This window comes from Pseudomonas sp. RT4P38, from assembly GCF_054897765.1.
Genome location: NZ_CM142703.1, coordinates 2543363 through 2568986 on the forward strand (window position 1 = coordinate 2543363; position 25624 = coordinate 2568986).

Annotated in this window: 26 protein-coding genes, 4 tRNA genes and 3 pseudogenes; 26 read left to right on the forward strand and 7 right to left on the reverse strand. The window is 58.1% G+C overall.

Going from position 1 to position 25624, the window contains the following annotated elements; all coding sequences use genetic code 11:
• The first annotated feature begins 27 nt into the window (after nt 1-27).
• From truA to ACYZT7_RS11925, 19 genes and pseudogenes are all read left to right on the forward strand, one after another.
• Nucleotides 28-852 carry a tRNA pseudouridine(38-40) synthase TruA gene (gene truA, locus ACYZT7_RS11835; protein WP_046047735.1) on the forward strand — a complete coding sequence of 275 codons (825 nt, stop codon included), beginning with the start codon at nt 28-30 and terminating at the stop codon, nt 850-852.
• 63 nt (nt 853-915) lie between these two features.
• A complete protein-coding gene (locus tag ACYZT7_RS11840; RefSeq protein ID WP_462041149.1) occupies nt 916-1542 on the forward strand; it encodes a phosphoribosylanthranilate isomerase in 627 nt (208 codons plus the stop codon).
• A 177-nt stretch (nt 1543-1719) separates the two neighbouring features.
• Nucleotides 1720-2640 (forward strand): acetyl-CoA carboxylase, carboxyltransferase subunit beta, encoded by a 921-nt coding sequence (gene accD / locus ACYZT7_RS11845; RefSeq protein ID WP_219095878.1) that lies wholly within the window; start codon nt 1720-1722, stop codon nt 2638-2640.
• Complete coding sequence (folC, locus tag ACYZT7_RS11850) at nt 2637-3944, forward strand: bifunctional tetrahydrofolate synthase/dihydrofolate synthase (protein WP_462041151.1); 1308 nt, start codon at nt 2637-2639, stop codon at nt 3942-3944. The genes accD and folC overlap by 4 nt, the downstream gene beginning before the upstream one ends.
• Entirely contained in the window at nt 3928-4593 is a 666-nt protein-coding gene (locus tag ACYZT7_RS11855; RefSeq protein ID WP_462041152.1) for an SPOR domain-containing protein, read from the forward strand. The genes folC and ACYZT7_RS11855 overlap by 17 nt, the downstream gene beginning before the upstream one ends.
• A 98-nt stretch (nt 4594-4691) precedes the next feature.
• Complete coding sequence (locus ACYZT7_RS11860) at nt 4692-5252, forward strand: CvpA family protein (RefSeq protein ID WP_102615219.1); 561 nt, start codon at nt 4692-4694, stop codon at nt 5250-5252.
• 41 nt (nt 5253-5293) lie between these two features.
• On the forward strand, nt 5294-6799 hold the full coding sequence (gene purF / locus ACYZT7_RS11865) for an amidophosphoribosyltransferase (RefSeq protein WP_010456022.1): 1506 nt from the start codon (nt 5294-5296) through the stop codon (nt 6797-6799).
• Between the two features lie 148 nt (nt 6800-6947).
• Entirely contained in the window at nt 6948-8159 is a 1212-nt protein-coding gene (locus tag ACYZT7_RS11870; RefSeq protein WP_462041153.1) for an O-succinylhomoserine sulfhydrylase, read from the forward strand.
• Entirely contained in the window at nt 8156-8932 is a 777-nt protein-coding gene (locus ACYZT7_RS11875; RefSeq protein WP_462041154.1) for an SDR family oxidoreductase, read from the forward strand. Before ACYZT7_RS11870 ends, ACYZT7_RS11875 begins: the two co-directional genes overlap by 4 nt.
• 159 nt (nt 8933-9091) lie before the next feature.
• Nucleotides 9092-9167 (forward strand) — tRNA-Val (locus ACYZT7_RS11880).
• Nucleotides 9168-9222: 55 nt separating this feature from the next.
• A tRNA-Asp gene (locus ACYZT7_RS11885) sits at nt 9223-9299 on the forward strand.
• Nucleotides 9300-9392: 93 nt separating this feature from the next.
• Nucleotides 9393-9469, forward strand: a tRNA-Asp gene (locus ACYZT7_RS11890).
• 386 nt (nt 9470-9855) lie between these two features.
• Complete coding sequence (locus ACYZT7_RS11895; RefSeq protein WP_462041155.1) at nt 9856-10365, forward strand: sigma-70 family RNA polymerase sigma factor; 510 nt, start codon at nt 9856-9858, stop codon at nt 10363-10365.
• A complete protein-coding gene (locus ACYZT7_RS11900) occupies nt 10362-11312 on the forward strand; it encodes a FecR domain-containing protein (protein WP_462041156.1) in 951 nt (316 codons plus the stop codon). Before ACYZT7_RS11895 ends, ACYZT7_RS11900 begins: the two co-directional genes overlap by 4 nt.
• A gap of 67 nt (nt 11313-11379) precedes the next feature.
• Nucleotides 11380-13803 carry a TonB-dependent siderophore receptor gene (locus tag ACYZT7_RS11905; RefSeq protein WP_462041157.1) on the forward strand — a complete coding sequence of 808 codons (2424 nt, stop codon included), beginning with the start codon at nt 11380-11382 and terminating at the stop codon, nt 13801-13803.
• Nucleotides 13804-14293: 490 nt separating this feature from the next.
• Nucleotides 14294-14491: pseudogene (locus tag ACYZT7_RS11910) on the forward strand (diaminobutyrate--2-oxoglutarate transaminase); the annotation flags it as partial.
• Between the two features lie 213 nt (nt 14492-14704).
• Nucleotides 14705-14926: pseudogene (locus ACYZT7_RS11915) on the forward strand (IucA/IucC family protein); the annotation flags it as partial.
• Nucleotides 14927-14982: 56 nt separating this feature from the next.
• Nucleotides 14983-15474, forward strand: a complete 492-nt coding sequence (locus ACYZT7_RS11920; RefSeq protein WP_462041158.1) for a hypothetical protein — start codon at nt 14983-14985, stop codon at nt 15472-15474.
• Nucleotides 15363-15896 (forward strand): annotated as a pseudogene (locus ACYZT7_RS11925) (RraA family protein); the annotation flags it as partial. The gene ACYZT7_RS11920 and the pseudogene ACYZT7_RS11925, both read left to right, overlap by 112 nt.
• Before the next feature lie 32 nt (nt 15897-15928).
• On the opposite strand, the gene ACYZT7_RS11930 reads toward ACYZT7_RS11925, so the two are convergent.
• Entirely contained in the window at nt 15929-17212 is a 1284-nt protein-coding gene (locus ACYZT7_RS11930) for an NAD(P)/FAD-dependent oxidoreductase (protein WP_462041159.1), read from the reverse strand.
• Nucleotides 17213-17395: 183 nt separating this feature from the next.
• Between ACYZT7_RS11930 and ACYZT7_RS11935 the strand changes: the two genes are divergently transcribed.
• From ACYZT7_RS11935 to ACYZT7_RS11945, 3 genes are all read left to right on the forward strand, one after another.
• Nucleotides 17396-17472, forward strand: a tRNA-Val gene (locus ACYZT7_RS11935).
• Between the two features lie 293 nt (nt 17473-17765).
• Entirely contained in the window at nt 17766-18017 is a 252-nt protein-coding gene (locus ACYZT7_RS11940; RefSeq protein WP_462041160.1) for a hypothetical protein, read from the forward strand.
• 151 nt (nt 18018-18168) lie between these two features.
• On the forward strand, nt 18169-18363 hold the full coding sequence (locus ACYZT7_RS11945) for a hypothetical protein (protein WP_095128577.1): 195 nt from the start codon (nt 18169-18171) through the stop codon (nt 18361-18363).
• 114 nt (nt 18364-18477) lie between these two features.
• On the opposite strand, the gene ACYZT7_RS11950 is transcribed toward ACYZT7_RS11945, so the two are convergent.
• Together ACYZT7_RS11950 and ACYZT7_RS11955 are read right to left on the reverse strand one after the other, a co-directional pair.
• Complete coding sequence (locus tag ACYZT7_RS11950) at nt 18478-19128, reverse strand: alpha/beta fold hydrolase (RefSeq protein WP_462041776.1); 651 nt, start codon at nt 19126-19128, stop codon at nt 18478-18480.
• Between the two features lie 191 nt (nt 19129-19319).
• Nucleotides 19320-19532: a hypothetical protein gene (locus ACYZT7_RS11955; protein WP_111452633.1), complete on the reverse strand. Its 213-nt coding sequence runs from the start codon at nt 19530-19532 to the stop codon at nt 19320-19322.
• A 216-nt stretch (nt 19533-19748) separates the two neighbouring features.
• On the opposite strand from ACYZT7_RS11955, the gene ACYZT7_RS11960 reads away from it, so the two are divergent.
• Complete coding sequence (locus ACYZT7_RS11960) at nt 19749-20204, forward strand: DUF2214 family protein (protein ID WP_462041161.1); 456 nt, start codon at nt 19749-19751, stop codon at nt 20202-20204.
• Nucleotides 20205-20384: 180 nt separating this feature from the next.
• Here the strand turns inward: ACYZT7_RS11960 and csrA are convergent, their stop codons facing one another.
• Complete coding sequence (csrA, locus tag ACYZT7_RS11965) at nt 20385-20579, reverse strand: carbon storage regulator CsrA (RefSeq protein ID WP_462041162.1); 195 nt, start codon at nt 20577-20579, stop codon at nt 20385-20387.
• 251 nt (nt 20580-20830) lie between these two features.
• Here csrA and ACYZT7_RS11970 point away from each other — a divergent pair, with 251 nt between their 5' ends.
• Entirely contained in the window at nt 20831-21196 is a 366-nt protein-coding gene (locus ACYZT7_RS11970; RefSeq protein ID WP_462041163.1) for an SPOR domain-containing protein, read from the forward strand.
• A 211-nt stretch (nt 21197-21407) separates the two neighbouring features.
• Here ACYZT7_RS11970 and ACYZT7_RS11975 read toward each other — a convergent pair whose 3' ends face one another.
• From ACYZT7_RS11975 to ACYZT7_RS11985, 3 genes are all read right to left on the reverse strand, one after another.
• Nucleotides 21408-22097 (reverse strand): endonuclease, encoded by a 690-nt coding sequence (locus tag ACYZT7_RS11975; protein ID WP_462041164.1) that lies wholly within the window; start codon nt 22095-22097, stop codon nt 21408-21410.
• 4 nt (nt 22098-22101) lie between these two features.
• Nucleotides 22102-22392 carry a DUF1654 domain-containing protein gene (locus tag ACYZT7_RS11980; RefSeq protein WP_462001865.1) on the reverse strand — a complete coding sequence of 97 codons (291 nt, stop codon included), beginning with the start codon at nt 22390-22392 and terminating at the stop codon, nt 22102-22104.
• A 171-nt stretch (nt 22393-22563) separates the two neighbouring features.
• Complete coding sequence (locus ACYZT7_RS11985) at nt 22564-23652, reverse strand: asparaginase (RefSeq protein WP_462041165.1); 1089 nt, start codon at nt 23650-23652, stop codon at nt 22564-22566.
• A 350-nt stretch (nt 23653-24002) separates the two neighbouring features.
• Between ACYZT7_RS11985 and ACYZT7_RS11990 the strand changes: the two genes are divergently transcribed.
• Together ACYZT7_RS11990 and ACYZT7_RS11995 are read left to right on the forward strand one after the other, a co-directional pair.
• Nucleotides 24003-24461: a hypothetical protein gene (locus ACYZT7_RS11990; RefSeq protein ID WP_462041166.1), complete on the forward strand. Its 459-nt coding sequence runs from the start codon at nt 24003-24005 to the stop codon at nt 24459-24461.
• Between the two features lie 195 nt (nt 24462-24656).
• Nucleotides 24657-25613, forward strand: coding sequence for a substrate-binding domain-containing protein (locus tag ACYZT7_RS11995; RefSeq protein ID WP_462041167.1), 957 nt, complete (start codon nt 24657-24659; stop codon nt 25611-25613).
• Nucleotides 25614-25624 lie beyond the last annotated feature (11 nt).

Below are 25624 nucleotides of genomic sequence, written 5' to 3' on the forward strand. Positions count from 1 at the left end.
GCAAATATAGATAATCCGGCCGCCGAAATGGTGGCCGACGGCTTTTTCCGGATCGCGTTGGGCGTTGAATACAAAGGCTCGCGCTATCGCGGCTGGCAGCGCCAGGCCTCCGGCGTACTCACCGTGCAGGAAACCCTCGAAAAGGCCTTGTCCAAAGTTGCCGACTCACCGGTGTCGCTGCTCTGCGCCGGGCGTACGGATGCCGGTGTGCATGCGTGCGGCCAGGTCGTGCATTTCGATACTCAGGTCGAGCGTTCGATGAAAGCCTGGGTCATGGGCGCCAATATCAATTTGCCCCACGACGTCAGTGTCAGCTGGGCCAAGGTCATGCCGGCGCATTTTCATGCGCGGTTCAAGGCGATTGCCCGGCGCTATCGTTACGTGATCTACAACGATCAGATCCGCCCGGCGCACCTGAACGAAGAAATCACCTGGAACCACCGTCCGCTGGACGTCGAGCGCATGGCCGAGGCGGCGCAGTACCTGGTCGGTACCCACGATTTCAGCGCTTTCCGTGCCGGCCAGTGTCAGGCCAAGTCGCCAATCAAGGAGCTGCATCACCTGCGCGTCACGCGCCACGGCAAGATGATCGTGCTGGACATCCGCGCCAGCGCCTTCCTGCACCACATGGTGCGCAACATTGCTGGCGTGCTGATGACCATCGGTGCCGGCGAGCGCCCGGTGGAGTGGATGAAAGAAGTGCTGGAGAGCCGCATTCGCCGGTCCGGTGGGGTAACGGCGCATCCGTACGGCTTGTACCTGGTGCAGGTCGAGTACCGCGACGAGTTCGAATTGCCCGAGCGTTACATCGGGCCGCACTTCCTGACCGGTTTCTCGGAACTTGACGGCTGACGCCCTCGAACGCTTTTGTTACCATCCGGGACTTTCTCGGATTTACCTTGGGGTTCTATCGACATGTCGGCCGTTCGCAGCAAGATTTGTGGGATTACCCGCATAGAAGATGCGTTGGCAGCGGTCGGGGCCGGGGCTGATGCGATCGGATTTGTGTTCTACGCCAAAAGCCCCCGGGCCGTGACGTTTCAGCAGGCGCGCTCGATCATCAAGGCGTTGCCGCCGTTCGTGACCACCGTAGGGTTGTTCGTCAACGCCAGCCGCTGCGAGTTGGGGGAAATCCTCGACGCCGTGCCGCTGGACCTGTTGCAGTTCCATGGCGACGAAACCGCGGCCGACTGCGAAGAATGGCATCGTCCGTACATCAAGGCGCTGCGGGTCAAGGCCGGTGACGATATCGCGGCGGCATGCGATGCGTTTCCGAACGCCAGCGGTATCCTGCTCGACACCTACGTTGAAGGCGTACCCGGCGGAACCGGCGAAGCGTTCGACTGGTCATTGATACCGCAAGGCTTGAGCAAACCGATCATCCTGGCGGGTGGCTTGACGCCGGACAACGTCGCCGAGGCGATTGCAAGGGTTCGGCCTTATGCCGTGGACGTCAGCGGTGGGGTGGAGGCGAGCAAGGGCATCAAGGATCACGCAAAGATTCAGGCATTCATTAAAGCGGTACGCAGTAGCTTGATGTGACGGCTGGCACACTGCCGCCGTCCACAGGCATGGCTGAGGGTTTTTGGGGTGTACGCAGGTCACGTTTAGCTGATCCGGCAACCCGTCGATCATCGCCACACACATGAATTTAGCTCAAGGGCATACGCGGGGCTGCGAACCAAAGCGTTCGGGCCGCCGGTACTGGAGAAAGAAAGCATGAGCAACTGGTTAGTAGACAAACTGATCCCTTCGATCATGCGTTCCGAGGTCAAGAAGAGCTCGGTGCCTGAAGGTTTGTGGCACAAATGCCCGTCTTGCGAGGCTGTGCTGTATCGTCCGGAGCTGGAAAAGACCCTGGACGTTTGCCCCAAGTGCAATCACCACATGCGTATCGGCGCTCGCGCTCGTATTGATATCTTCCTCGATGCTGAAGGTCGTGCCGAACTGGGCGCGGACCTGGAGCCGGTTGACCGTCTGAAGTTCCGCGACGGCAAGAAGTACAAGGATCGCCTGACTGCTGCGCAAAAGGCGACCGGCGAAAAAGACGCACTGATCTCCATGAGCGGCACTCTACTGGGCATGCCGGTGGTGGTTTCGGCGTTTGAATTCTCCTTCATGGGCGGTTCGATGGGCGCCATTGTGGGTGAGCGTTTTGTTCGCGCTGCCAACTACGCGCTGGAAAACCGTTGCCCGATGATCTGCTTCGCCGCTTCCGGTGGTGCGCGGATGCAGGAAGCCCTGATCTCCCTGATGCAAATGGCCAAGACCTCTGCGGTGCTGGCGCGTCTGCGTGAAGAAGGCATTCCGTTCATCTCCGTGCTGACCGACCCGGTCTACGGTGGTGTTTCCGCCAGTCTGGCGATGCTCGGTGACGTGATTGTTGGTGAGCCAAAGGCCCTGATCGGCTTCGCCGGTCCGCGCGTGATCGAGCAAACCGTGCGTGAAAAACTGCCGGAAGGCTTCCAGCGCAGCGAGTTCCTGCTGGAACACGGTGCGATCGACATGATCATCCACCGTCAGGAACTGCGTCCGCGTCTGGGCAATCTGCTGGCACAAATGATGGGCCTGCCGACACCGAAATTCGTCGCCGCGCCAATCGAACCCATCGTGGTCCCACCGGTACCTGCCAACCTATGACCCAACGTACCCTTGGCGAGTGGCTCGCCTACCTTGAGCAGTTGCACCCTTCGGCCATCGACATGGGCCTTGAACGCTCGCAACAGGTAGCGTCCCGCATGGGACTCGGCAAGCCGGCGCCTCGGGTGATTACGGTCACCGGCACCAACGGCAAAGGTTCCACCTGCGCATTCGTGGCTTCGTTGCTGCGGGCGCAGGGCCTGAAAGTGGGGGTCTACAATTCTCCGCACCTGCTGCGTTACAACGAGCGGGTGCAGGTCAATGGCGTCGAAGCCACCGACGCCGAGCTGTGCGAAGCCTTTGCTGCAGTCGAGGCGGGGCGTGGCGACACTTCCCTGACGTACTTCGAAATGGGCACCCTGGCGGCGTTCTGGCTGTTTCAACAGGCAGGGCTAGATGCCGTGGTGCTGGAAGTCGGGCTGGGCGGGCGTCTGGATACCGTCAACGTCGTGGATGCCGACATGGCGCTGGTCACCAGCATCGGCGTCGATCATGCGGACTATCTGGGCGATACCCGTGAGTCCGTGGCTTACGAAAAAGCCGGCATCTTCCGCCAGGGCGCGCCTGCGCTGTGTGGCGATCTGAATCCTCCACAACCTCTGCTGGATAAAGCGCGCGAGCTCAATTGCCCGTTTTTCCTGCGTGGGCGCGATTTCGACCTCGGCATCACCGAGCACAACTGGCAATGGCGCGGTCTTGACGCTCAAGGGCGTGTGGTCGAGCTGCATGATCTGCCGTTGCTCGATCTGCCGATGGAAAACGCCGCGCTGGCATTGCAGGCTTACCTGTTGCTCGGCTTGCCTTGGGTGGATGCACAGCTTATTAAAGCCCTGAAAGCGACGCGCGTGGTCGGTCGCCTTGATCGCCGTCAGTTCGATTGGCAGGGCAAGCGCCTGAATCTGTTGCTGGACGTGGGGCATAACCCCCATGCGGCAGAGTATCTGGCTCGTCGCTTGGCCAGCCGACCGCCGGTTGGCAAGCGTCTGGCGGTGTTCGGATTGCTGGCGGACAAGGATCTTGATGGTGTTGTCGGTGAATTGAATGCTAGTGTCCAGCATTGGGCCGTCGCACCGCTGGATTCACCGCGAGCACGCTCGGTTGCCGATTTGCACGCGGCGTTGCAGAATCTTGGCGCCTCGGTAACGTCCTATGACAGCGTGGCCGCCGCCCTGGAAGGGCAGTGCGCGCTGGCGACGAGCGACGACGAGGTTCTGTTGTTCGGATCATTTTATTGTGTCGCCGAGGCCCTTGAATGGCTGGCCCGGCGCTCCACGGAGGAAGCGGCAAATGGCATTGCTGGATAAGGCATACAAACAGCGCATGGTTGGCGCCCTGGTTCTGGTGGCGCTGGCGGTGATTTTCCTGCCGATGCTGTTTTCCCGTCAGGATGAACAGCGTCAAGTGACGGTTGAAGCCCCGGCTGCGCCGCAAGCGCCTTCGATGCCGCAAGTGCAGGTCGAGCCTGTGGTGGTGCCTGAGCCGCAAGCGCTGCCTCAGGAGCCTGTGCCGAGTGATGATGAAATTGCTCAGCAAGAGGCGCCGTCGACAGCGATTGCCCCTAGTGTCCCGGTGGCGCCTGCGCCTGCCGCCAAACCGGTCGCTCCTGCTCCTGCTCCTGCTCCGGTCACCAAGCCTACGACAGCGCCTAGCCAGCCGATCACGGCTGCACCGGGCAAGCCGGACACGACTCAAAGCCGGGTCGATTCCAATGGCCTGTCGGTCAGCTGGTCGGTGCAACTGGCCAGTCTGACTAGCCGCGCAAGTGCAGAAAGTCTGCAGAAATCCCTGCGCAGCCAAGGCTACAACGCCTACATCCGCACTGCCGACGGCAAGAATCGAGTGTTTGTCGGACCGCTGATCGAACGCGCAGAAGCCGATCGCTTGCGTGACTTGTTGAGCCGCCAGCAGAAACTCAAGGGTTTTGTGGTGCGTTTCCAGCCTGAGCGTGGTTAAAACTATCGCCCCGATTTGAAATGCACTGACAATCGCAGCTTACCGATAAGCATGGGCTCTGCTAAAATGCGCCGCCTTATCCGTCTGTAGGCTGCACTGTGCCATTTACCTGGGTTGACTGGGCGATCGTTGCAATCGTCGCCATCTCCGCATTGATCAGTCTGAGCCGCGGCTTCGTCAAAGAAGCACTATCGCTGGTGACCTGGATCATCGCAGGAGTCGTCGCCTGGATGTTCGGTGGTTCATTGTCCGAGTACCTCGCCGGATACATCCAAACGCCGTCGGCTCGTGTGATCACGGGCTGTGCCATCATGTTTGTCGCCACGTTAATCGTAGGCGCAATGATCAATTATCTTATCGGCGAATTGGTTCGCGTCACCGGGCTCTCCGGGACCGATCGATTCCTCGGCATGGCCTTCGGCGCCGCGCGTGGCGTGTTGCTGGTGGTCGTGGCGGTCGGGCTGTTGAGCCTGGGGCCGGTACAGCAGGACGGGTGGTGGCAAGAGTCACAGCTCGTGCCAAAATTTCTATTGGTCGCAGACTGGTCCAAAAACCTGATCCTTGGGTGGAGCAGTCAGTGGCTTGCCAGCGGAATCAGCGTACCCGCTGAAATTCCGTTCAAGGAACACCTCTTGCCGACGGCCAAAACGCCTCAGTGAGTTGTGTTCAGTTCAGATCCATTAAGTAGGGGTTGCGTCGCATGTGTGGCATCGTCGGTATCGTCGGTAAGTCGAACGTCAATCAGGCGCTGTATGACGCGCTAACCGTCCTCCAGCACCGCGGCCAGGACGCTGCCGGTATCGTGACCAGCCATGATGGCCGGTTATTCCTGCGCAAGGACAATGGCCTGGTGCGTGACGTGTTCCATCAGCGTCACATGCAGCGCCTGGTCGGCCACATGGGTATTGGCCATGTGCGTTATCCGACCGCGGGCAGCTCGACTTCGGCCGAAGCCCAACCGTTTTACGTCAACTCGCCTTACGGCATCACCCTGGCGCACAACGGCAACCTGACCAACGTTGAACAGCTAGCGAAGGAGATTTACGAATCTGACCTGCGCCACGTCAACACCAACTCCGATTCGGAAGTGCTGCTCAACGTGTTTGCACACGAGCTGGCCCAGCGCGGCAAGTTGCAGCCAACCGAAGAAGACGTGTTCGCCGCCGTCACTGACGTGCACAACCGTTGCGTCGGTGGTTACGCGGTCGTGGCGATGGTGACCGGTTACGGCATCGTCGGTTTCCGCGACCCGCACGGCATCCGCCCGATCGTCTTCGGCCAGCGTCACACGGATGAAGGCGTCGAGTACATGATCGCCTCCGAAAGCGTCTCCCTGGACGTGCTCGGTTTCACCCTGATTCGCGACCTCGCGCCCGGCGAAGCGGTCTACATCACTGAAGACGGCAAGCTGCACACCCGTCAGTGTGCGACCAACCCGTCCCTGACCCCGTGCATCTTCGAACACGTCTACCTGGCGCGTCCGGACTCGATCATCGACGGCGTGTCGGTCTACAAGGCCCGCCTGCGCATGGGTGAGAAACTCGCCGAGAAGATCCTGCGCGAGCGTCCAGAACACGACATCGACGTGGTTATCCCGATTCCGGACACCAGCCGTACCGCGGCCCTGGAGCTGGCGAACCACTTGGGCGTCAAGTTCCGCGAAGGCTTCGTGAAGAACCGCTACATCGGCCGGACCTTCATCATGCCGGGCCAGGCTGCACGGAAAAAATCAGTACGCCAGAAGCTCAACGCCATCGAGCTGGAATTCCGCGGCAAGAACGTAATGCTGGTGGATGACTCCATCGTTCGCGGCACCACCTGCAAGCAGATCATTCAGATGGCCCGCGAAGCCGGCGCCAAAAACGTCTACTTCTGCTCCGCGGCACCGGCCGTTCGCTACCCGAACGTCTACGGCATCGACATGCCGAGCGCACACGAGCTGATCGCCCACAACCGTTCGACCCAGGACGTGGCTGACCTGATCGGCGCTGACTGGTTGATCTATCAGGACTTGCCTGACTTGATCGAAGCGGTCGGTGGCGGCAAGATCAAGATCGAGAAGTTCGATTGCGCGGTGTTCGACGGCCAGTACGTCACCGGCGACGTCGACGAGGCTTACCTGAACAAGATCGAGCAGGCACGTAACGATGCCTCCAAGGTCAAGACGCAGGCAGTCAGTGCGATCATTGATCTGTATAACAACTGAGTTTCTACCGGCCTGTAGGAGCGAGGCTTGCCCGCGAAGCTTTTAGCGTCCCCAAGGGACCCTTCGCGGGCAAGCCTCGCTCCTACAAAGGTGCCTCTCCTCAAGGCCGGTTTCGTATCTATTACCGAGCAGGGCAAGGAGTGACAGCATGAGTCAGGATTGGGATGCCGGTCGACTGGACAGCGATCTCGAAGGCGTAGCGTTCGACACCCTGGCCGTACGCGCCGGTCAGCACCGCACGCCGGAAGGCGAACACGGTGATCCGATGTTCTTCACTTCCAGCTACGTATTCCGTACCGCTGCCGATGCAGCGGCACGCTTTGCCGGTGAAGTGCCGGGCAACGTTTACTCGCGCTACACCAACCCGACCGTGCGCGCGTTCGAAGAGCGCATTGCCGCGCTGGAAAGCGCCGAGCAAGCCGTGGCCACGGCGACCGGCATGGCCGCGATCATGGCGGTGGTGATGAGCTTGTGCAGCGCCGGCGATCACGTACTGGTGTCGCGGAGTGTGTTCGGTTCGACCATCAGCCTGTTCGAGAAGTACTTCAAGCGCTTCGGCATCGAAGTCGATTACGTACCCCTGGCGGACTTGTCCGGTTGGGATGCGGCGATCAAGACCAACACTAAATTGCTGTTCGTCGAATCGCCGTCCAATCCGCTGGCCGAGCTGGTGGACATCACCGCATTGTCGCAAATCGCTCACGCCAAGGGCACGATGCTGGTGGTCGACAACTGCTTCTGCACCCCTGCGTTGCAGCAGCCGCTGAAGATGGGCGCGGACATCGTTGTACATTCGGCGACCAAGTTTATCGACGGCCAGGGCCGTTGCATGGGCGGTGTTGTGGCGGGTCGTAGCGAGCAGATGAAAGAAGTCGTCGGTTTCCTGAGGACTGCCGGGCCGACGCTGAGCCCGTTCAACGCCTGGATCTTCCTCAAGGGCCTAGAAACCTTGAGCCTGCGCATGAAGGCTCACTGTGCCAGCGCCCAGCAACTGGCCGAATGGCTGGAGCAGCAGGAAGGCATCGAAAAAGTCCATTACGCCGGCCTCAAAAGCCATCCGCAGCACGAGTTGGCCCTGCGTCAGCAGAAGGGCTTCGGTGCGGTCGTGAGTTTTGAAGTCAAGGGCGGCAAAGAGGGCGCCTGGCGCTTTATTGATGCGACCCGTCTGATTTCCATCACCGCCAACCTCGGTGACAGCAAGACCACCATCACGCACCCAAGCACCACCTCTCACGGCCGTCTGGCGCCGCAAGAGCGTGAAGCCGCGGGCATTCGTGACAGCCTGATCCGCATCGCGGTCGGTCTGGAAGACGTGGCAGACCTGCAAGCCGATCTGGCGCGCGGGTTGGCTGCCTTGTGATCGAGTTGTCCACGCCGACCACCGGCACCAATGGCCGCGTCGCACTGGTCACGGGTGCTGCGCGGGGCATTGGACTGGGTATCGCGGCGTGGCTGATCAGCGAAGGCTGGCAGGTGGTGCTGACCGATCTTGATCGAGTGCGCGGTTCGAAAGTGGCGAAAGTACTCGGCGACAACGCCTGGTTCATCGCCATGGACGTCGCGAACGAAGGGCAGGTGGCATTGGGCGTCGCCGAAGTGCTTGGGCAATTCGGGCGCCTGGATGCGCTGGTGTGTAACGCGGCGGTTGCCGACCCGCACAACATCACCCTTGAAAGCCTTGATCTGGAGTACTGGAATCGGGTGCTGGCAGTGAATCTCAGTGGGCCGATGCTCTTGGCCAAGCACTGTGCGCCGTACTTGCGCGCTCACAGCGGTGCGATCGTCAATCTGGCCTCGACCCGCGCCGGGCAGTCGGAGCCCGACACCGAAGCTTATGCGGCGAGCAAGGGCGGCCTGTTGGCCCTGACTCATGCCTTGGCCATCAGCCTCGGGCCGGAAATCCGTGTCAACGCGGTCAGCCCGGGCTGGATCGATGCGCGAGACCCCTCCGCACGTCGAGCCGAACCGCTGACCGATGCCGACCATGCCCAGCATCCGGCGGGCAGGGTAGGGACGGTTGAGGACGTGGCGGCGATGGTCGCTTGGCTATTGTCAAAGAACGCCGGTTTCGTTACAGGCCAGGAGTTCGTGGTCGATGGCGGCATGACCAAGAAGATGATTTACAGCGAGTAATCCGAGCAGGGGCCTCGACAGCTGCGGCTTGAAGCTGCAGGTGGCCATTGGCATCGCCGCGGGAAATGACATGATTTTGTCTTTTTCAGAAAAACTTCAAGCGGGGTATTGACTTAGCTTCGGTACCTGCGTAAATTTCGCGGCCTCGGAGATGCAAACGGGTGATTAGCTCAGCTGGGAGAGCGTCTGCCTTACAAGCAGAATGTCGGCGGTTCGATCCCGTCATCACCCACCACTTCCGAGAGTCTTGCGAAAGCAAGATGGAAGCTTTTAAAAGCCTCCACCGACGCGCAGCGGTAGTTCAGTCGGTTAGAATACCGGCCTGTCACGCCGGGGGTCGCGGGTTCGAGTCCCGTCCGCTGCGCCATATTTTCCGAGTCAGGTTCGCCTGGCTCGAGATTGAAAAGCCTCGAAGCTTTCCAGTCAGACGAGTTAATTGGACGCAAGTCCAAAGCGATACGCAGCGGTAGTTCAGTCGGTTAGAATACCGGCCTGTCACGCCGGGGGTCGCGGGTTCGAGTCCCGTCCGCTGCGCCATATCTGCCTCAAGGCCCACTGAACGCCTTGGAGCTACGAAGAAAGCTGCTGGTAAAGCCAGTGTCTACTTCGAGTCGATAGCAAAGACCCTGGTCGAAAGACCGGGGTTTTTTGTGTCTGCGATTTGGCTTTTCTCTCCTTATTCCCTGACCCTCAGGGATTCGCATCCGCCGGCCAAGTGCGGATGTGCAATAAATTCTGACTCTTCTTCATGATTTCCTTCAATAACGCGCAGCCCCGGCGCCTGCGTGGCCGAAATGCCTGTCCGTCATTCATTTACTCACGTTTTTCCTTGGTGCAAAACGCACAAAGGGCTTGGTTTGAAGTCTCAACACTAATTAGAATGAGTCGCATTTAAAATATTTCTTCGCGCAGGGTTCCTTTAGATGAGTGATGCAGCGATGCCGGCGGCGCAAACCTTCCACGACCTGTACCGCGACCATCGTGGCTGGCTCGAAAGCTGGTTGAGACGACGCATGAGCAATGGCCATGATGCGGCGGACTTGAGCCAGGATACGTTCGTGCGTTTACTCGCCAGCTCCCAGCACATCGCTGACCTGCAAGAACCCCGCGCCTATCTGGCGACAGTTGGCAAGCGGCTGCTGACCAACTTCTATAAGCGCCGCAGCCTGGAGCAGGCTTACCTCAATGCGCTGGCGCTGCTGCCTGAGGGCTGCGTGCCGTCTCCCGAGCAACGCTGGTTGCTGCTGGAAACCCTGCAAGCCCTGGACGAATTGCTCGATGGATTGCCGACCGCGGTGCGACGGGCATTTCTCTGGAGCCAGCTGGAAGGCCTGGGTTATCACGAAATTGCTGAACGCCTGCAAGTCTCGGAGCGCACGATCAAGCGCTACATGGCGCAAGCCTACGAACATTGTCTGCTGGTGGAGTTGTGATCGGTTCGACACCTTCGGCGCAAGACCGACAAGTCGTGCGGGCTGCCGCTCAATGGCTGGCACTCATGGAGTCAGGCGCCGCCAATGATCGCGATCGTGCCAATCTGCAGCACTGGCGTGACAGCCATCCCAGTCACGAACAGGCCTGGCAGAAAGCCCAACTCTTGCGCCAACGCTTTGCCGACCTGCCGTCGGCACTGGCCATGGCCAGCCTGGATCGGCCGCAGACGAGTCGGCGCACGGTACTCAAGCGCGCCGTCGGGGCGGTGGCGCTGGTGCCAACCGCCTGGCCGATCAGTCGGCAGCTACCTCTGGATGTCTGGCGCGCTGACCTGCGAACCGCGACCGGGGAGGGCAAAAAGGTCCAGTTGGCCGATGGCAGCTCGCTGCAATTGAACACCGCAAGTGCCGTCGATATCGACCTGAAGAATCGTCGGCTGAGACTCGTGGAAGGTGAAATAGCGCTGAATGTGCCCGGGACCTCGCCGCTGACGATCCAGACGCACTTCGGGCAAGTGGTCGTCAGCCAGAGCGAAGTGTGCGTTCGTCAGGGGCAGACGGGGTGCAAGGTGTCAGTGCTTAAAGGCGCGGTGCAGTTGCAGTCTTTGCGCGGGCCGGTTTTTTCATTGCGCGCAGGCCAGCAAGTCAGCCTTCAGGCGATGGGTGCCGGACGTGTCGAACCTTTCGATGTGCTTGCGCCAGGCTGGCGCGACGGCGTGTTGATGGCACAGAACCAGCCCCTGGGCGATTTTCTGCGCGAACTCAGCAGCTATCGTCCGGGGTTGTTGCGCTGGGAGCCGGAGCTCGAATCCCTGCGCGTCACCGGCAGTTTCCGTCTGGAAGACACTGATCGCATCCTGACGTTGCTGGCGGCCAGCTTGCCGCTGGAGGTGCATAGGCGAACCCGCTACTGGGTCACGCTGTTGCCGCGCAAAAATAGTGTTTGAGGCCTGTCCCTTTTTTTCGTGTCGCTTGTCATTCAAGGCAAGTGAAACGAAATCAGAGAGATTCTCAATGCCCGTAGTGATGCCCTGCAGTACGCGTCTGGGTTCTTCCAGGCTGCGCCCGTTGTTGCACTTGAGTCTGTTGTTGAGTCTGAGTGCCTCTCCGTTGTTTATCACTGCCGGTTGGGCCGAAGACGCGCCTCGACGCAGTTACCAGGTGCCGGCAGGAAGCCTCAGCGCAGCGCTGACCCGTTTCGCCGGGTTGGCCGGGGTCAATCTGTCAGTGGACCCGGCACTGGTGGGCAGTCGCACGAGCCCTGGACTTTCCGGCGAGTACGCGGTGGAGGAGGGCTTCGCCCGACTGCTGCAGGGTTCCGGTCTGCAACTGCAGCCGGTGGGTGAACAGGCGTACATCCTGACGCCGGCGCCAGAAGGCAGCAGCCTGCAACTGGGCGCCACCTCGATTGTCGGTGCCACTGACTCGGAACACGGCGATCCGTATGTCGGCGGCCAGGTCGCGCGTCGCGGGTCGCAAGGCTTGCTGGGCTCGAAAGACTTTATGGAAACGCCGTTCAGCATGACCACCTACACCAGTGAGGTGGTCAAAAACCAGCAGGCGCGTACCTTGGGCGATCTGATCGCCAACGATCCTTCGGTTCGCGCCACCAACCCGGCGGGTGGGCGCTATGAGCAGTTCACCATTCGAGGGTTGAGCCTGTTCAACAGTGATGTTTCCTACAACGGCCTCTACGGCGTCCTGCCGACCTATACGATCGACATGGAGATGGCCGACCGCGTCGACGTCATTAAAGGCCCGAGCCAGCTCATTAACGGCATCTCGCCGCGGGGCAGCGTGGGTGGCGGGATCAACGTGGTGCCCAAGCGCGCGACCGACAAGCCCATCACTTCATTCACCGGCAGTTACGCTTCCGACAGCCAGGTCGGCGGTGCCGTGGATGTCGGCCGGCGCTTCGGTGAAGACAACAAGTTCGGTCTTCGTTTCAACGGCGTAAAGCAGTCCGGCGATACCGAATGGGATCACCAGAATGTCGACCGCGAGATGGCCGTGCTGGGCCTGGATTTTCGCGGTGAACGCCTGCGGCTCTCGACGGATATCGGGCGCACTGAGCGTGATACCGACGCCCCGCAGGAGCGCGTGCAGGTTGGCGCCAACGCGCAGGTTCCGCATGCCAGCGATGTCCGCCACAACTATGCGCAGCCCTGGAGCAAGGCGAGTACCAACGACACGTTCGGCACGGTGAACGGCGAATTCGATGTCAGCGATTCCGTGATGCTGTATGGCGGTGTGGGGGCGCGAAAAAGTAATCATGACTTCCTCCGTCATGCTGTTTCGGTCACCAACAACGCCGGCAATTTCAGCGTTCAACCGCGTGACTTCACCCGTGACGAAAATGTCAGGACGGCCACGGCGGGAGTGCGCAACTGGTTCCATACCGGCCCGGTGAGCCATGAAGTCAACCTGGCCGCCAGCTATTTCTACATGGACTTTGAAAACGGCGGCGCCCGTTATGCTGCGGCTAACAGCAACCTCTACAACCCCGTGGAAACACCAACGCCGGTCAGACCCACGCGACAGGATTCGCAGGTCTATACCGAGAACCGCTCCAGCGGCGTGGCGTTGTCCGACACCCTGGGTTTCTTCGATGACCGGCTGCTGCTGACCCTCGGTGCCCGCTGGCAGCGCGTGAAGGTTGACGACTGGACCGATAACGTCAGAGGCGACACCGCCTACGACGAGGAAAAGGTTTCGCCGTCGGGCGGCATCCTGTTCAAGGCAACCGACAAGCTGTCGCTGTATGCCAACTACATGGAAGGCCTGAGCCAGGGCAAGATCGCGCCGTCGACCTCGGTGAACGAGGACGAAATCTTCCCGCCGTTCATCAGCCGCCAGGTCGAAGTCGGCGCCAAGTATGACGCCGGTGCGTTCGCCGTCACCGCCGCCGTGTTCCGGATCAAGCAGCCAGCCTACGAGACCAACGCCACGACGCGCGTCTTCGGCCCGAACGGCAAGCGTGAGAACACGGGTGTGGAACTGAGTGTGTTCGGTGCACCGCTCGATGGTTTCCGCCTGCTCGGCGGTGTCATGTACATCGACAGCGAGTTGACCAACACCACCAACGGCACCTTCGATGGCAACCGGGCGCCTGCCACGCCGAAATACAACGTCAACCTGGGCGCCGAGTGGGATGTGCCGACCGTACAGGGCCTGACCCTGACAAGCCGCGGCATCTATTCCAGCTCGCAGTACCTGGACCAGTCCAACAACAAGGAAATCGATTCCTGGGAGCGTTTCGACGTGGGCGCACGCTACGCGTTCAAGGTCGAGGAAAAGAACATCACCCTGCGTGCCAATGTCGAGAACGTGGCGGACAAACGCTACTGGAGTTCGGCCGGGGCCTCGGATGACAGCGAGCCGGGCTTGACGCTGTCGACCCCGCGCACTTACCTCCTTTCGGCGACCGTCGACTTCTGATTCACCCCTGTCATGCGCCCCAGGGACCGGGGCGCCATCGTTGGACCATGACCTGATTCGTATAGAGGAAGGACATATGCACCCCATCAGTTAATTAACATTCAAGACACTGCGTATAAGTCGCTATCTGTCGGTAGCCTATACCGAAGTTGTCAGTTGCATTACAAGATTATGGCTAGGTCATGGCGCTTCCGGAGCTTATACCAGGTTTATTAACTTGGTTTTTTGCGTGCCTGATTATTTTTAAAATAGTTCAAGTCGCTATATGTAAATTTCCAAATAGGTTGTAAGGATTAGTTGCAACAATTTGTTGGTAAGAATAAGTTGCATATCGAATTTAACGAGGGTGAAGCGATGTTGAATGATGGCGTATTGCACTCTAATCCTTTGCAAAAAACCAATGCCGACTATTTGGCTCGACAAAGAAAGTTCGAATCTAATGTACGCAGTTATTCATGCAAGTTGCCGCTGGCCATCGCCAAGGCGCCATTTCCCGATGGGCCCGGCGCTGGCCGCGGCCATCCAGCAACAGTGCTTCAAACAAGGCCTGTTGCTGGAGCGCGGCGGGCGTAAGGGCAATGTCATTCGCTTGTTGCCGCCATTGATTATCGACGATGAACAATGCCAGCAAGTGATCCAGCGTGTTGATAACGCCGTGGCGGCAGCTTTATTGCAGTTGCGCCCTTGAATGAAACAGTCGAAGTTACGTTAGCACCTCGCTGAGTTGCAGTCTGATGGCGTTGGCTCAAGTAATTTTGATCGTTGGCCGATTATTTAAAAGGTTCAGCGAAGTGATGTCGTTATGTGGGGTTCTGTCGGCTGTTAACTGGGTCGGCCAGCAACTAATTTTCTTCCGCGATATAACGTATCCAGTAACTTCACGGGCTACTGTGGAGCACCCATGAATCATCCAGATCGCAGTGTTTTATCGAATATGGTCAGTGAGATGGCGACGACGCGCGCGTTGCTTAATTGTTTGATCAAAGAGTTCGCCTTGCCGGAAAACTGCCTCCGTTACAGTTGGCCGACGCAGATGCAAGGCATCGCCCCGGGCAGTTACCTCGAGGGCCTGGAATGGAAGGGCATTCCCCTGACCATCAACCTGCCCAACCAGCAGCAGTTCCCTGACCCGTTTTTTGGTACGCCGATGTGCATTCCATTTGGTCGGGAATTGCCGCAATGAGTCTGGCTCGTCACTTCACCGCGCAAGAGTGGAACGTGCTGGGCGGTGGATTGCGGTTAAAGGACAGTACCGAGCGTGACCCATTACGCTCGCTGATGGCTCGAGACCTGTTGCAGGAAGATGTGTGCGAGCGTTTGCTGGACGCATTGAGCCCGGTCATTGGCTCACCGTCGCGGGCGATCACCGCCTCGTTGCCGGGCAAGCGCTTGTCATTCCTGGCCACCGGCGCCTGTTTGTACGCCATGTCGGTGTACGACAAAGGATTGCTACTGTCGCTGGACAACGCAGTGGTCGAGTACGGCCACGATGAAGGGTTGTGGACATCTTCGATGCCGCTCGTGCACTCCCTGCCGCTGACATATCGGGCGGGTGAGCGTTCCTGCGGGGGATCAAGCCGCTGTTCAACAACATTCGCATGGTCGGCAATGTCGTCACCGTCAAAGTTTTCCCGCCGGATGGCAGCATTTTGCGTGAAGCGCTGTTATTGAGTGAGCCGGGCGACGTGCTGGTGATCGAATGTGTGGGCGACGAGGAGTGTGGTTGCTGGGGCGAACTGCGCACCCTGGCCGGGATGATCAAAGGGTTGGCCGGGGTGGTGGTGTCGGGTGCGGTCACGGATGTCAGCGCATTGCGTCGCCATGGGTTGCCGATCTTTTGTCGGGGCGTCAGTGCGTACACGACTCGCGGTATTGGCGCCCGTGGGTAGGTCAATCAGTCGATCAATGTGGGCGGGGTTCAGGTGCAGCCGGGCGATTTGGCCATTGGTGATGATGACGGCGTCTTCATCCTTAATGCCCGACGTGCGGCTGAGCTGCTTCCCGAGCTCTTGGCCAAAGAGGAAATGGACCAGCAGCGCAGGGTCGAATTTTTGCAGAGGCTCAGTCAGCGAAGGGCTGACTTTTCGAGCTGAAATGAAAAGGGCCACTTTTTTTCATCTATCGGTCAGAAGCCGAATTTGTCTCGCAGTCCGTAATACCAGGCGCCCAACGCAGCAAACGGTGTACGCAGCAGTTGTCCACCGGGGAACGGGTAGTGGGGCAGGTCGGCAAAGGCGTCGAAACGCTCGGCTTGGCCACGCAACGCTTCGGCCAGCACCTTGCCCGCCAGGTGCGTATAGGTCACGCCATGGCCGCTGCAGCCCTGGGAATAGTAGATGTTATCGCCCAAGCGTCCGACTTGAGGAAGCCGCGACAAGGTCAGCAGGAAATTGCCGGTCCAGGCGTAATCAATCTTCACGTCCTTGAGTTGCGGGAAGGCTTTGAGCATCTTCGGCCGAATAATCGCCTCTATGTTCGCCGGATCCCGCGCGCCATATACCACACCACCGCCGAAGACCAGGCGCTTGTCGCCGGTCAAACGGTAGTAGTCGAGCAGGTAGTTGCAGTCCTCGACGCAGTAATCCTGCGGCAACAGGCTCTTGGCCAATGCGTCGCCCAAGGGTTCAGTGGTGATCACCTGAGTTCCGCAGGGCATCGATTTGGCGGCCAGTTCCGGCACCAGATTACCGAGATACGCGTTACCCGCGACGATGATGAACTTGGCCCTGACTTTGCCCTGAGGCGTATGCACCACCGGATTCGCGCCGCGCTCGATGCGCACCGCCGGCGACTGCTCATAAAGGGTGCCGCCCAACGACTCGACGGCCGCCGCTTCGCCCAGCGCCAGGTTCAATGGATGAATGTGCCCGCCGCTCATGTCGAGCATGCCGCCGATGTATTGATCGCACGCGACCACTTCACGGATGCGACGCTGATCCATCAGTTCAAGCTGCGTGTGACCGAAACGCTCCCACAGACGCTTCTGGGATTCCAGATGACCCATGTGCTTGGCGGTAATGGCGGCGAATACACCACCGTCCTTCAAGTCGCACTGGATATTATATTTGGCAACCCGCTCACGAATGATCCGCCCGCCCTCGAACGCCATTTGCCCCAGCAGCTGCGCTTGCTTGGGACCCACACTGCGCTCGATCACATCAATGTCGCGGCTATAACTGTTAACGATCTGGCCACCATTACGCCCCGATGCACCAAAACCTACCTTCGCGGCTTCAAGCACTGTGACTCGGAAACCGTTTTCCAGCAGAAACAGGGCAGAGGACAGACCGGTGTAACCGGCGCCGATCACACAAACATCAGTCTCTACGTCATCCTGCAGGGCCGGGCGCGGCGGAACCGCATTGGCCGATGCGGCGTAATAGGATTCCGGGTAGGGGGTGTTCGCCATCCTGCAGCCTCTGTTTAATATATTTTACGAGTGCATCGATCCTACCCGAGATAAAAATCGACCGCCAGCCACCGCAAAATCTTCTTTGCAGCCGCAAAATTAAATATTTTGCATATTCATAGGGTTAGCTCGAAAAAAGGTGTTGACACCCCTCCGGAATTCCGTAGAATGCCGCCTCACAGCAGGCACGTAGCTCAGTTGGTTAGAGCACCACCTTGACATGGTGGGGGTCGTTGGTTCGAGTCCAATCGCGCCTACCAAACAAAATCCGCTCTGCTGGGCGGTCTAGAAGGGCTCACCGAAAGGTGGGCCCTTTTTTGTTGTCTGCGATTTGCAAAACTCCCACCTCAAAACGCCAACTCGGCGCCCACCTCCAGGTACTCGATCTTCTTTTCGTCGTCCCTTCACTTTGCCGGTGGCATGCTCGATGACGTGATAGGCGTTCTCGCCCTTGGTGATGAGCCTGAAGCGAACCGCGCTTACCGGTGCCTACCAATGAATCATTGAGCTGACTCACGGTCATATCGCTGACCTTTGCATTCAGGACGTTCAAATGAAGCGTGCAGTAATAATGTTCATGGCCATTTCAGGCTCTCTCCTGCTGGGAGGCTGCGGGCCTCACTGGGACGACGGAGAAAGGTACGGTCGAGATCGTGATCGAGGTCATGATTACCGTCGTGGATACGACCGAGGTTATGACGATGATCGAGGGTATGACCGCAGGTATGATCGTCGTGATAATGATCAGGGGTATGAACGCAATCGCGGTCGTGATCGTGATGATGATGATGATAGAGACGACTGAATGCGCTGGTCATCGGCTAGCGAGCGACGGCGGTGACGGGCTCTCCTCGGGTCGGTCAATGACCACCCGGTTTGCCGATTAGCTTCAGCGGCACGGGTGCCAGTGATTCAGGCGTAAGATAGCGGTGCTACCTCATCAAAAGGAGCCGCATATGATCGCCGACCAAATGAACAAGCAGGTATCTGAGGACAGAACTGTTTGGGATCAATACTTCTGTGCTGCGTTGATTGCGGAAAGCAATCTGACGGCACCGGTTGTCGGAGGGGCTACTCATGAAGACAGGCAGAACCTGTTGATTGAAAGGGCCAAAGCTCTCGCCGACAAGATGATGGAAAACAGAAAATAACCAGAGCCCAGCCATCGCGCTGGGCTCTTTCACATCTGGATCTCGGCATCGATGCAGTGCTTGCTGTCAGGCAGGGCAGAGGCATGGGTTTGGTCGACTTTAACACCGAGTACCTCAAATACCTTCCAGCGTTTTCAAAAACTCCCGGATGTGTCCGGCCGCCTCTTCAGGCGCAACCTGAAGCAGACAGTGCGGTGCTTCGATTTCAATGATTCGTGTATCTCGGTTCATTGAAGAGACAAGCGCGGACGCTGTCCCTGGAACCACCGAATCGTGCGTAGCGCGAAGGTAAATAGTCGGTACGCTGACTTGGGCGAGCTTGGCGGATACGTCAACGGTAAGAACCGATCGTAGTCGTGAGCGCATAATCGAAGGGCTCACTTGAGCGATGGCCTGGCGTAGAGCTGCGCGCAAGGCACTCGTGGAAAACCGGCCGAGCAATACTTTGCTGATCCATCCAACAGGCGCAAGGCTGAGCGGCAGTGCGCCTAGCAAAAAACTCAAGTGATTGAATATTGGTCTTGGATTGCGTGCGAATGTGCTGCAGAGCACGAGTCCCGCTTGCCGGGGGAGTTGTCTGGCGCTCAGGGAAATAGCAATCGGTCCCGAGAAGGATTCACCCAGCAGCACGAATGGGCGGTCGGTTGGCAGCGACTCTCGGACGAGCGACTCCAGCGCTGTGTAGCTCAGCGGAATATTGGGGGATAGGTGATGACCAGCGTGTCGAATTCGCGCTCCATGATGGATGCAAAGGCTGCGAACAATTCACCTGTTCCATCCATTCCAGGAAGCAGAACCAGTGTGGGAGTTGATTGATTCACGTAGTCGCCAGGCACTGTAACGAGGGGATTGCCCCCTCGTTACAAATGTTGCATGAAGAGCATGAATCACTACTGGCGTGGTTCATCTCAACAACGTCGGACCTGCGTGGTAGGTCCAACCAACTAAAACCAATCTTACTTGGCGTTCAACTTCTTCAGTTCTTCATAAGTCGCCGACTGTACAAACCAGAAGCCGGAGATGATGCACCACGTCAGGGTGCCGGTAATGAAAACGCCTGCCCCGGACCAGAAGCCCTGAACGAAGATCATGACCACTGCAGCGATCCAGATAACGGCCAGTGCGACGTACAGAACTACGTTGTTTACACCAATTACGAACTCTTTCACGTCTATTCCCTTTTGAGTGATTATCCTCTGGCTCCTTACGCAAGGGCCAGTGGGCGGCATGATAGGGAGATAGCTGGCTGTTCGCCAGTCATGTCGCCCTGAGCAGGCATGCTTCGAAAAAAACGCCCTCAGCCCGTGGGTGCCTGGCAGGCAGATTTCCAGGTTTTGGACTATTACTGACAAGCCCATTTCCTTATCCCTGTCAGGAGCATCTCTATGCTGTCTCACTGGTTTCTTGCGGCGATCCACCTCTTGGCTGTTGCCTTGGGCCTCTGGGCGGTGCTCACCCGAGGGGCGGCGTTAAGCCGCCTGGTCGTCGGTACGGCGCAGGTTCGTAGCGTGCTGGTTGCCGATAACGTATGGGGCATCTGTGCGGGTATTTTGCTGATCACAGGATTGATGCGGGCCTTCGGTGGGTACGAAAAAGGCACCGACTATTACCTTCATCAGCCGTTGTTCCATCTGAAGATGACGCTATTCGTGATCATTCTGCTGCTTGAAGTGGCACCCATGATCACCTTGATCAAGTGGCGGATCGCCTTGGGCAGGGGCGCTTCGATTGACCAGGGCCGAGCCAAGCTGTTTGCACGCATCAGCCATATCGAAGCGCTGTTGTTGATGTTGATGGTGATTGCGGCCACCGGCATGGCGCGCGGTGTGACCTTCGGCTAATAACGGCGTGATTCGTCGGGGTTAAAGCGAATAATCTGACAGCCACGGCGTGGCCGAAGCCGGTAGCATCGGCTTCACGTAATGGAGGGAGGAGGCGAGTGCTCAGCAAAATGCCGAGCATGAATCTTTAGCCAGCCATTGCGCTGTAACGAACGGGCTGGCTACTGACTGCAACAGGATTCAGGGGATCTGTGGTTTGTCTGGAGCGGTGAGGCCAGCCTGAATGCGCTGATAAATTTCTTCGCGATGCACCGCAACGTCTTTCGGGGCGTTAATGCCAATCCTGACTTGCTGGCCGCTAACGCCAAGAATGGTGATCGTAATGTCATCACCAATGTTTATGCTTTCACCGACTTTGCGGGTGAGTATCAGCATGGTCTTCTCCTTGATTGCTTTGTAGGGCACCTGATTCGGACAGTGCAGGGGGTCGGTGGTATGTATAGATTAGTGCGAAGTCTCACGGTTTGGGTGCCTCTTTCTGACGAGCAGATGCTGCATTAATTCCCAAGGCGTAACTATACAGAGGCCGCAACCATCATTCTCGTTGTTTTAAGGCCATTTTGCGGCACTCGGGAAGTATTCATGAATGTTAAAATCGTCGCTTTAAGCATTCTGAGGGAAGCGTTGTGCGCAAAATGGTCTTGGTAATCGCGGTACTGGCGCTGGTGGGATGCGGTGAGGGCAAGAGCGTTGACGCGCGAAAGCCGCAGCCGGCAGCCGCGGCTGCACCCTCGGTGGCATCCGCGCCACAATGGGATCTCGAAGTTCGAGGCGAAACTACTCAGGCGGTCAGCGACCTTAGCGGCTGGCTGATTGAGCACAGTTTCGTTTCCAATGTCGTCAGGGAGAATGGAAAAACCCGGATTCTGGTCGGGCCATTCAATTCGAAAGCCGAGGCCGGGGTCAAACAGGCAGAAGTGCGTGCGGCGCTCGTCCGGGCGAAGAAACAAAACATCGAATTGCTGGTTGTCGAACGTCCAGTGGCCCAGTAACGGTCTTTTCCAGGGAGCTTGCGACGGAACGCCTTAAAGGGGATCCACATTGACTCGTTTCTAGACGTGGGTCCCATAGGGATCAAGGAATGCGGGATTGCCAAGGCGTCACCCAACCTGATGGCTACTGGCGCTACAAAAAAGTGGGCGGTTAGAAACGAACAATGGCCTCGGGCATTAAACCCGAGGCCGTTGTGTTTTCAGCGAACGCTTAGCCGCAGGCTTTCATATCGACCGGGCCGACAAACTCGTTGCCACGTCCCATGACGCACGCCACGCTCTGGTTACGCTGACGTTCCCAGGCCTCTACCGGATAGGTTTTGTTCCAGGCTTCGTACAGTTGTCGATCCTGTTTCGACAGGCGCAAACCGTACTGCTTGCTCATGTAGAAATACGTCCGGGCGATCATGCCGCGTATGGACGGGCGGGGCATGACCTTCTTCGCATTGAAGTCGACCTGGGTCAGGCACGAACCGTATTGGCCCGACTGCACCGGCAACCAGCCGAAGCTGAAGTTGCTGCGATCACCATTCACCTCACCAATGCTCGGCACCAGGTTGTGCAGGTCAGCTTCGGCCTTCTGATAGGTCGGATCGTAACGCGTGCAGTTCTTGCGCCCACCTTCTTGCCAGCATTGACGCTGATGGCCGATATGCCAGGCCGGAACAATGTGCTCCCACTCGATGCGGGAAGCGCGCTTGGCGTTTTTACGTGGTACATAACCGCAGGCTGCGAGGTTGACCTTGTTGCCGGTGTATTTGCACCCGCAATAGAACTCCGTGGATTGCGGTGCGTAGAGCTTCCAGGCAACTTTTTTGGCTTCGTTGAAGGTACGGGGGGCACCAGCCTGGGCACCGAGAGTGATGAACAGAAACAGCAAAGCAAACCAGCGAACACTCATTGACTCAATCTTCCTTCGGCACAACCCAGAAAATCTGCACGCCGCCATCGTCGCGATAGGCGAGGGTGACGTTGTCGTTCTCGTCAATTTCTTCGAGCAATTGCTCCCACTCGTCCACGGGTTCGTCCGGTAGACGGAAGATCAATGCGGCTTTGGCTTTTTGGGCGGTGGGGGAATTGATGATTTTCTGAACGCGCATACCCATGCGTTCATAGGAGTCAGGAGAGGCAGAGGTGTTGGCCACGGAATTATCCTTATTAAGCTGTACGTGCATACAGTATTTAACTGTAAGCATTTTCGCAACTGCTTAAAATTCAAGAAAATCCTCTGACAGCAATTTTTTCCGTTTGGTGTAGGACGAAGGGAAAATTTTTATCGAAATATCGGAAGGGGGTGTGAGCCACTCGCCTGGGTTGGCGAGTGGTGAAAAGCAGTGCCCGACCGGAACCGGTCGGGCGAGGGCGAATCAGTATTCCCAGAACATCCGTTGCAGCTCTTTGCTGTCGTTGGTCTTGGTCAGTGCGACCATGGCCAGGATACGGGCTTTTTGCGGGTTCAGGTCATGCGCCACAACCCAGTCGTACTTGTCGTCTGGCTGTTCAGCGTTACGCAGTACGAAACCGCCGGCGTTGACGTGGGACGAACGAATGATTTGCACGCCGTCCTTGCGCAGGGCTTGCAGCGATGGGACTACACGGGACGAGACTGACCCATTGCCGGTACCGGCGTGAATGATGGCTTTGGCTCCGGACTGAGCTAACGCTTTGTAGGCGGTATCGCTGACATTGCCGTAGGAATAGGCGATTTCTACGTCAGGCAGGCTCTTGATGGTTTTGATGTCGAATTCCGAGTCCATGGTGTGACGCTTGGCCGGCAGACGGAACCAGTAGGATTTGCCCTCGACCACCATGCCCAGTGGGCCCCAGGCACTTTTGAACGCCTCGGTCTTGATGTTGATCATTTTGCTGACGTCGCGACCCGACTGGATTTCATCGTTCATGGTCACCAGTACGCCTTTGCCGCGTGCCTCTTTGCTGCTGGCCACGGCCACAGCGTTATACAGGTTCAGCATGCCGTCGGCCGACATCGCGGTGCCCGGGCGCATGGAGCCGACCACGATGATTGGCTTGTCAGTTTTTTCCACCAGGTTCAGGAAGTAGGCGGTTTCTTCCAGGGTATCGGTGCCGTGGGTGATGACGATGCCGTCGACGTCGTTGCTGTCGGCCAGCTCAGCCACGCGACGACCCAGTTGCAGCAGGTTGTCGTTGGTGATGCTTTCGGACGCGATCTGCATCACCTGTTCGCCACGAACGTTAGCCAGCTGGCTGAGTTCCGGAACCCCGGCGATCAATTGTTCGATGCCGACTTTTGCCGCTTGATAGGTAGCGCTGTTAGCCGCGCTGGCGCCCGCGCCGGCAATGGTGCCGCCGGTGGCCAGGATCACCACGTTCGCCAGTTTCTGTTGGGTTTCGACTTCTTTTGCCTGAAGGGCGGTGGGCAGGAGCAGCAAGAGGGCCAAGGCGCCCGGAACGAAGGTCTTGAAAGCAGATGTCATTATTTTTCTCTCTAGTAGTGAGACGGTGCTGATGCAGGTTCATCTAGATACGCCCCAGGCTGATCTGAACGCTTGGGGTGCAGGAGAAGAGCAGGATCTGTACCAGTCGTACTTTGAATGAGAAAAATTTTTAACCTGATGATTTTTATCATAATTTGTGTGAGGTGGTGAAATGGTTACACAGTCGGGTGTCCGGGTTTCCGAACGTGTTAAGCATTTGTGTTCGGCTCTCCGAAAAGTACTACGACCTCTGTAGAGCAAACCGCCTTGCCAGATTGTGAATCAGTGCTAAAGAAACCCGCGCGTAGGTCGATGCCCCTTTAAAGGACCTTTCTTTTTCAGGAGTTGACATGTCGTTATCTGTTGGTATCCCAAATGCCGTAGGCGTCACCATCGGCGGTAAGTCCGCCGCTACGATTCGAGCGTTAAGCGATGAGGCGACCGATGCCGCGAATCAAGCGTTGGGTACGAAGGAAAGCGACAGCAAGCAAGTCAGAACCGGTGCTGTGGGCCTGGGCAAAAGTGCGGAATCGACTGAAACGAATGGCGCCGACAATGCCTCTGTCGCGGAAAAGGTTTTGCTGCAGCGTCTGAAAGAGCTGCAAGAGCAACTGCGTCAACAGCAGCAACAATTGGCGGCAGCCCAAGCAGCGTCTTACCCGACGCCTGAAGCCAAGACCACAGTCGTGATGGCGATTCAGGGACAAATGGCCGATACCACTGCTGCAATTCTGGAAACGGCCAACAGCCTGTACAAGGAAATGGCCAAGGGCTCCGGTGCTGGATCGGTGGTTAACACGACGGCATGACATGGATACCCGGCTTTTGCGGGTTGCCCCGGCAAAACGGCTTTTCTGGTCGTTGACAAATGTCGGCAGGGTTCGCATAGTTCGCTCTACGCAAACGTTTGCGCGGTACTCCCGGTGGTTGTTCATCGGTGAGTGCTTGGAAGCCTACGCCAGCGCAAGCGTTGCTCACAATAATCATAAGATCGGAGTGAACCCATGAAGCTGCCATTCGCTGGACGTCTTCTCGCTGTCGCTATGCTGGCTGCCGCATCCGCTGCGTTGCCTGTCTCTTCGGCCTTCGCCGAGACGCCTGAAAAACCAAAAGTCGCGCTGGTCATGAAATCCCTGGCCAACGAATTCTTCCTGACCATGGAAGACGGCGCCAAGGCTTATCAGAAAGACCACTCCGGCGATTTCGAGCTGATCTCCAACGGCATCAAAGACGAAACCGACACGGCTGGCCAAACGCGCATCGTCGAGCAAATGATTCTGGCCAAGGTCAATGCGCTGGTCATCGCGCCAGCTGACTCCAAGGCCATGGTTCCAGTGATCAAGAAAGCCATCGATGCCGGTATCACCGTGATCAACATCGACAACCAGCTGGACCCGGCGGTCGTCAAAAGCAAGAACATCACCGTACCGTTCGTAGGCCCGGACAACCGCAAAGGCGCGCGTCTGGTGGGCGAGTACCTGGCCAAGCAACTGAAGGCCGGTGACGAAGTCGGCATCATCGAAGGCGTGTCCACCACCACCAACGCCCAGCAGCGCACCGCAGGTTTCAAGGATGCGATGGAAGCAGCCCAGATCAAGGTTGTGTCCTTACAGTCCGGCGATTGGGAAATCGACAAGGGCAACAAGGTTGCTGCCTCGATCCTCAGTGAGTACCCGCAAGTCAAAGCCCTGCTGGCCGGCAACGACAGCATGGCCGTCGGCGCTGTTTCCGCTGTTCGCGCCGCGGGCAAGGCTGGCAAGGTGCAAGTGGTCGGTTACGACAACATCAACGCCATCAAGCCGATGCTTAAGGATGGCCGGGTTCTGGCCACCGCTGACCAGTTTGCAGCCAGGCAAGCCGTGTTCGGCATCGAAACTGCGCTGAAGATCATCAAAGGTGAGAAAGTCGACAGCGGCGCCACTAGCGTCATCGAAACTCCGGTAGAGCTGGTCACCCAGTAGTCCTTCTGGCG

Excerpts from the sequence above, each read along its gene's own strand:
- ACYZT7_RS11840 (WP_462041149.1), top strand. The coding sequence starts at position 916 with ATGTCGGCCGTTCGCAGCAAGATTTGTGGGATTACCCGCATAGAAGAT.
- ACYZT7_RS11945 (WP_095128577.1), top strand. The coding sequence starts at position 18,169 with ATGATCGCCGACCAAATGAACAAGCAGGTATCTGAGGACAGAACTGTT.
- ACYZT7_RS11980 (WP_462001865.1), bottom strand. The coding sequence starts at position 22,392 with ATGCTTACAGTTAAATACTGTATGCACGTACAGCTTAATAAGGATAAT.
- truA (WP_046047735.1), top strand. The coding sequence starts at position 28 with ATGGTGGCCGACGGCTTTTTCCGGATCGCGTTGGGCGTTGAATACAAA.
- ACYZT7_RS11895 (WP_462041155.1), top strand. The coding sequence starts at position 9,856 with ATGAGTGATGCAGCGATGCCGGCGGCGCAAACCTTCCACGACCTGTAC.
- ACYZT7_RS11960 (WP_462041161.1), top strand. The coding sequence starts at position 19,749 with ATGCTGTCTCACTGGTTTCTTGCGGCGATCCACCTCTTGGCTGTTGCC.
- ACYZT7_RS11940 (WP_462041160.1), top strand. The coding sequence starts at position 17,766 with ATGAAGCGTGCAGTAATAATGTTCATGGCCATTTCAGGCTCTCTCCTG.
- ACYZT7_RS11985 (WP_462041165.1), bottom strand. The coding sequence starts at position 23,652 with ATGACATCTGCTTTCAAGACCTTCGTTCCGGGCGCCTTGGCCCTCTTG.
- ACYZT7_RS11855 (WP_462041152.1), top strand. The coding sequence starts at position 3,928 with ATGGCATTGCTGGATAAGGCATACAAACAGCGCATGGTTGGCGCCCTG.
- ACYZT7_RS11870 (WP_462041153.1), top strand. The coding sequence starts at position 6,948 with ATGAGTCAGGATTGGGATGCCGGTCGACTGGACAGCGATCTCGAAGGC.
- ACYZT7_RS11995 (WP_462041167.1), top strand. The coding sequence starts at position 24,657 with ATGAAGCTGCCATTCGCTGGACGTCTTCTCGCTGTCGCTATGCTGGCT.
- csrA (WP_462041162.1), bottom strand. The coding sequence starts at position 20,579 with ATGCTGATACTCACCCGCAAAGTCGGTGAAAGCATAAACATTGGTGAT.
- ACYZT7_RS11975 (WP_462041164.1), bottom strand. The coding sequence starts at position 22,097 with ATGAGTGTTCGCTGGTTTGCTTTGCTGTTTCTGTTCATCACTCTCGGT.
- accD (WP_219095878.1), top strand. The coding sequence starts at position 1,720 with ATGAGCAACTGGTTAGTAGACAAACTGATCCCTTCGATCATGCGTTCC.
- ACYZT7_RS11990 (WP_462041166.1), top strand. The coding sequence starts at position 24,003 with ATGTCGTTATCTGTTGGTATCCCAAATGCCGTAGGCGTCACCATCGGC.
- purF (WP_010456022.1), top strand. The coding sequence starts at position 5,294 with ATGTGTGGCATCGTCGGTATCGTCGGTAAGTCGAACGTCAATCAGGCG.
- ACYZT7_RS11920 (WP_462041158.1), top strand. The coding sequence starts at position 14,983 with ATGAGTCTGGCTCGTCACTTCACCGCGCAAGAGTGGAACGTGCTGGGC.
- ACYZT7_RS11905 (WP_462041157.1), top strand. The coding sequence starts at position 11,380 with ATGCCCGTAGTGATGCCCTGCAGTACGCGTCTGGGTTCTTCCAGGCTG.
- ACYZT7_RS11930 (WP_462041159.1), bottom strand. The coding sequence starts at position 17,212 with ATGGCGAACACCCCCTACCCGGAATCCTATTACGCCGCATCGGCCAAT.
- folC (WP_462041151.1), top strand. The coding sequence starts at position 2,637 with ATGACCCAACGTACCCTTGGCGAGTGGCTCGCCTACCTTGAGCAGTTG.